The organism is Cupriavidus sp. 05N38, assembly GCF_056397345.1.
In genome coordinates this window covers 1-5,170 of the sequence record NZ_JBFTNF010000133.1, presented here as the reverse complement: position 1 = coordinate 5,170, position 5,170 = coordinate 1, and the positions used below count along the sequence as shown (strand labels likewise).

At 65.8% G+C, this 5,170-nt stretch carries 3 protein-coding genes and 1 pseudogene; 1 reads left to right on the top strand and 3 read right to left on the bottom strand.

Features of this window, described 5'->3' with window-relative positions; all coding sequences use genetic code 11:
• Positions 1-1,121, top strand: a 1,121-nt coding sequence (locus AC1DK4_RS40240; RefSeq protein WP_477132239.1) for an ABC transporter substrate-binding protein, incomplete at its 5' end; no start/stop codon positions are given.
• Between the two features lie 322 nt (positions 1,122-1,443).
• On the opposite strand, the gene gabT is transcribed toward AC1DK4_RS40240, so the two are convergent.
• The 3 genes and pseudogenes from gabT to AC1DK4_RS40225 form a co-directional block, all read right to left on the bottom strand.
• The gene (gabT, locus tag AC1DK4_RS40235) at positions 1,444-2,736 is read right to left on the bottom strand and encodes a 4-aminobutyrate--2-oxoglutarate transaminase (RefSeq protein WP_441624407.1); all 1,293 of its coding nucleotides are present in this window, start codon (positions 2,734-2,736) and stop codon (positions 1,444-1,446) included.
• Between the two features lie 413 nt (positions 2,737-3,149).
• Entirely contained in the window at positions 3,150-4,631 is a 1,482-nt protein-coding gene (locus AC1DK4_RS40230; RefSeq protein ID WP_441624405.1) for an NAD-dependent succinate-semialdehyde dehydrogenase, read from the bottom strand.
• 25 nt (positions 4,632-4,656) lie between these two features.
• Positions 4,657-5,170: pseudogene (locus AC1DK4_RS40225) on the bottom strand (ATP-binding cassette domain-containing protein); the annotation flags it as partial.

Genomic DNA, 5,170 nt, shown 5'->3' with positions numbered 1-5,170 from the left:
TGGCCGAGCAGATCGAGAGCGTGAAAGCCACCGGCCCGAACGAGGTCACGGTGGTGCTCACCAGCCCCAATGCCGACCTGCCGGTGATCCTGGGCACCTTCCACTTCCTCATCGTCAAGGACGGCACCACCGACTTCAGTGCCGGCATYGGTACCGGGCCTTACAAGATCAAGGAGTTCAGGCCGGGCGTGCGCACTGTGGTGGTGCGCAACGATGCGTACTGGAGACAGGGAAAGCCCTACCTCGACGAGATCGAGTTCGTCGGTATCGGCGATGAGAGCGCGCGCGTCAACGCGCTGCTGTCCGGCGGCATGGATCTGGTGGGCTCTGTCAACCCGCGCTCCGTGGCCCGCGTCAAGGGTACGCCGGGCTTCGGCACCCTCATCACGCAATCGGGGCAGTACACAGACCTGATCATGCGCAAGGACGCGGGTCCAGGTATGAACCCCGACTTTGTGATGGGGATGAAGTACCTGCAAGACCGCGCGCAGATGAAGAAGGCCATCGCGCTCGACTATGCGGTGCTCGGCAACGATCAGCCGATCGACCCCACCAACCGCTTCTTTTTCAAGGGCCTGCCGCAGCTGGCCTTCGACCTTGACAAGGCTAAGTACCATTTGCGCAAATCGGGCGTGACGGGCAAGGTGCCGATGGTGACCTCGCCCGCCGCCCTGTATTCGGTCGAGATGGCGACGGTGCTGCAGCAGACCGCGCAGCGTGTCGGCCTGGACATCGACATCAAGCGCATGCCTGCCGATGGCTACTGGTCGAACCACTGGCTCAACAGCCCCGTGGGCTTCGGCAATGTCAACCCGCGCCCCAGCGCCGACACCATTCTCACGCAGTTCTTCAAGTCCGATGCGCCGTGGAACGAATCGCGCTGGAAGAACCCCAAGTTCGACCAGCTGCTGCTGGCGGCGCGGGCCGAAACCGACACCGCCAAACGCATCCAGATGTATGCCGACATGCAGACCATGATCCACGAGGACGCCGGCATTGGTATCCCGCTGTTCCTGGCCAGCATCGACGGACATTCATCGAAGCTCAAGGGCTTGTCACCGATCCCGCTGGGTGGGCTGATGGGCTATTCGTTTGCGGAGCATGTGTGGCTCGATGCCTGACGGGGCGGGCGGGCCTTTTTCGCAAGGTTTCCGCCTGCGCCCCGTGCGGTTGGGCCAGGTTTATTTGCCGAGCCACTTGGCCGCATGCACCTCGTAGTCACCGACTGCCCTGGCCAGGTGCAGCCATTGGTCGACGAAGCCCTTGAAGACGGTGTCCCCGTTGGGCAGCAGGAAGATTCGAAACGGCGGCTCCCGGTGGCGCCGCCACGGTCGCGCTCGCTATCACGGCAGCACTCGTTGGGGCGGTCTCCGATCCGGAGGCGCCCCAATCATACTGCGATCGGGCCGCGTGCCGTTGGCCGGACCCGGTGAACCCTGCGTGTTAGCGAGCCTCGTCGCTGGTTTGGGCAATGGCGGCGCGCAGGATCTCCAGGGCTTCCTGCGCCGTTTCCGCGGAGGTGTTGAGCGGCGCCAGCAGCCGCACATTGTTCCGATGCACGCCGCACTTGATGACCAGCAGGCCGCGTTCGCGGCAGCGGTCGATCACCGCCTGGGCGAATGCCGCGTCGGGCTGGAACGGGTCGCTGTCCTTTACGAACTCCAGCGCCAGCATCGCGCCAACGCCACGCACGGTGCCGATGGCGGGGAACTCGCGCGCGAGCTGGTCGAGCCCTGCGCGCAGGGTTTCCGCCAGGGCGTGCGCACTGGCGAGCAACTGTTCTTCCTCGAACAGGTCGAGCACCGCCAGCGCAGCGGCGCAGGCGAGCGGATTGCCCGCATATGTGCCGCCCAGGCCGCCGGGTGCCGGCGCGTCCATGATCTCGGCACGCCCGACCACGCCGGACAGCGGCATGCCGCCGGCCAGGCTCTTCGCGACCGTGACCAGGTCGGGCTGGATGCCCGCATGCTGGAAGCCGAACATCTTGCCGGTACGGCCAAAGCCGGCCTGGATCTCGTCCAGGATCAGCACGATGCCATGCTTGCGGGTCAGCGCGCGCAGGGCCTGCAGGAACTCGTTGCCAGCAGGCAGGAAGCCGCCGTCGCCTTGCACAGGTTCGAGGATGATGGCCGCGACCCGGTTCGGGGCGATCTGCGTGGCAAAGAGATCTTCCAGCGCCCGGATCGCATCCGAGCCCGAGAAGCCACGGAATTCGTCGGGATAGGGCGTGTGATAGACGTCGCCGGCCAGCGGCCCGAAGTTCTGCTTGTACGGCGTGCTTATGCCGGTCAGCGTCGAGCCGAGCAGCGTGCGCCCGTGGAAGCCGCCGCGGAACGCGATGATTCCCGGCACATTGCGACAGGCGCGCGCGATCTTGACCGCGTTCTCCACCGCTTCCGCGCCGGTTGTCGCGAACAGCGTCTTGTAATGCTCGGCGCCGCCGACCAGCTTGTTCAACCGAGCGGCCAGCTCGACATAGACGTCGTAGCCGACCACCTGGAACGCTGCGTGCGTCACGCGACCCAGTTGCTTGCGCACTGCCTCGACGACCTTGGGGTGGTTATGGCCGATATTCTGCACGCCAATACCGCCGACGAAGTCGATATAGCGACGTCCCTCCACATCCCAGAGGAATGAACCCTCGGCCCTGTCGGCAAAGATCGGATGGGCGGTGACGACGCCATGCGGAACATGTTGGGTGCGGGCCGCGATATGGGCCTGGTTGGACTGGGTCATTGCGTTACGCCTCTTTCAGTTTCCGCGAAGTCGGGGTCGCGGTGTGGTTGCGAAGGGTTGGAGCCGGCAAGGATCTCTGCGAGGTGGCGCGGTTCGCGTCCGGTCAGCTTGCATTAGGGTCCGCGAGGGCACTCGGCTGGCGTTGGGGCATTGCTGTCATGGAGTTCGTTCGCGGCATGGCCGAAGCCTGCCGGGGTCATATCGCCAACGCTTGCGGGCAATCAGCGGGACCAGTATAGGGACGAGGCGGATAGCGCTTTGACCGAATGCGAGGGGTCGATCAGCAGCGAATCCTGTTGTGGCGGGATGAACAGCAGTTCCTTCGACGGGGATGCATGGCAGGCTTTGCCGGCAAGGCCCGCCATGCAAAACGGCCGGCTTGCGCCGGCCGCTCGATAGGAAGCGGAGCGTTATCAGTCCAGCAGCCCCTGGCAGACGTACTTGATATGCATGTACTCTTCGAGGCCATGGCGCGACCCCTCGCGTCCGTAGCCGGAGTCCTTCACGCCGCCGAAGGGGGCCGCTTCCGCTGCCAGCGCGCCCTCGTTGATACCGACAATGCCCGACTCAAGCGCATCGGCAAGGCGCCAGATCCGCCGCACGTCATTTGAGTAGAAATACGCTGCCAGCCCGAACGGCGTGGCGTTGGCCGCCGCGACCACATCGGCCTCGGTACTGAAGCGCGTAACCGGCGCCACCGGCCCGAAGGTCTCCTCGCAGGAGCACTCCATCGCGGCATCCACATCGACCAGCACCGTTGGCGCATAGTAGTTCGGCCCGGGGCACTGTTCGTTGCGGATTCGCTCGCCGCCGACGACCACGCGGGCACCACGGCTGACCGCGTCCTTCACATGGCGTTCGATCTTGTCGACCGCGCGCGCGTTGACCATCGGGCCGATCTGCGCGGCCGGGTTCGTGGCGGGGGCGACGACCAGCGCGCCGACGCGCGCGGCAAGCTTTTCGACAAAGGCGTCGTGTACCTTGTCCTGAACGTAAATGCGGTTAGGGCACACGCAAGTCTGTCCGCCGTTGCGGAACTTGGCGGCCATCAAACCTTCGACGGCGGCATCGAGATCTGCATCGTCGAACACGATAAACGGGGCATTGCCGCCCAGTTCCAGCGACAGCTTCTTCAGCGTATCGGCGGAGCGGCGCGCCAGGTGTTTGCCCACCGGCGTCGAGCCGGTAAAGGTGATCTTGCGCACCCGGGCATCGTCCAGCCATACATCGACGACTTCGGCCGCGCGCTCGCGCGAGGCGGTGACGATATTCAGCACGCCCGGCGGCACGCCCGCCTGTTCGGCGAGCCTGACCAGCGCCAGCGAGGTCAGCGGCGTATCCTCGGCAGGCTTGCACACCACCGTGCAGCCGGCAGCCAGCGCCGGCGCGATCTTGCGCGCGATCATCGCTGCCGGGAAGTTCCATGGCGTGATCGCCGCGATGACGCCGACCGGCTCGCGCAGTGCCAGCATGCGTCGGCCGGGCACTGGCGCGGCGATCACGTCGCCATCGGCGCGCGTGGCTTCTTCGGCAAACCATTCGACATAGCTCGCGGCATAGAGCACCTCGCCTTTGCCTTCCGCCAAGGGCTTGCCCTGCTCGCGCGAGATCAGGCGGCCAAGGTCTTCCACGTGGCTGACGATCAGGTCGTTCCAGCGCTTGATGATCTGCGCGCGGTGCTTGGCAGGGGTCTTGCGCCAGCTTGGGAACGCTGCGTGAGCGACATCGACGGCGCGGCGTGCGTCCGCCGCACCGCTATCCGGTACCGCCGCAAAGACTTCATCCGTTGCAGGGTCCGCCACGGACAGTGTGCGATCGTCGGCCGCGCCGCACCATTCGCCGCCGATAAAGTTGCGGCCGGGAAGCAAGGTCTGGTTCTGGAGGGACAAAGGCATGAACAAATTCTCCTAAGGAAAGGGGTCAGGCGGTGACGCCGGCGGGCACTGTGCCGTCGCTATGCAGATCGACTTCATCGATCCAGCCGCGGCGCAGCTCGGGCACCGAGCGCGCCAGCAGCGCGTAGTAGGGGTGGTGCGGACCGCGGTCGTAGTCCTGGTGCGCGACCTGGGTCAGCTTGCGGCCATGCTGCATCACCACGATCTCGTCGCAGATCGAGCGCACGGTGTGCAGGTCGTGGCTGATGAAGAGGTACGAGACACCCAGTTCCTTGCGCAGCTCGGCCATCAGGTCCAGGATGGCCGCGCCGACCACGGTATCCAGCGCCGAGGTGATCTCGTCGCACAGGATCAGCTCCGGCTCGGCCGCCAGCGCGCGGGCCAGGTTTACGCGCTGTTTCTGCCCGCCGGACAGGCCACCGGGCGTGCGCTGCGCCACGCTGGCCGGCAGCCGCACCAGATCGAGCAACTGGCGAATCCGTGCCCGTTTCGCTTCGCCGCGCAGGCCGTGGAAGAACTGGCAGCGGCCGCGCCAGGAT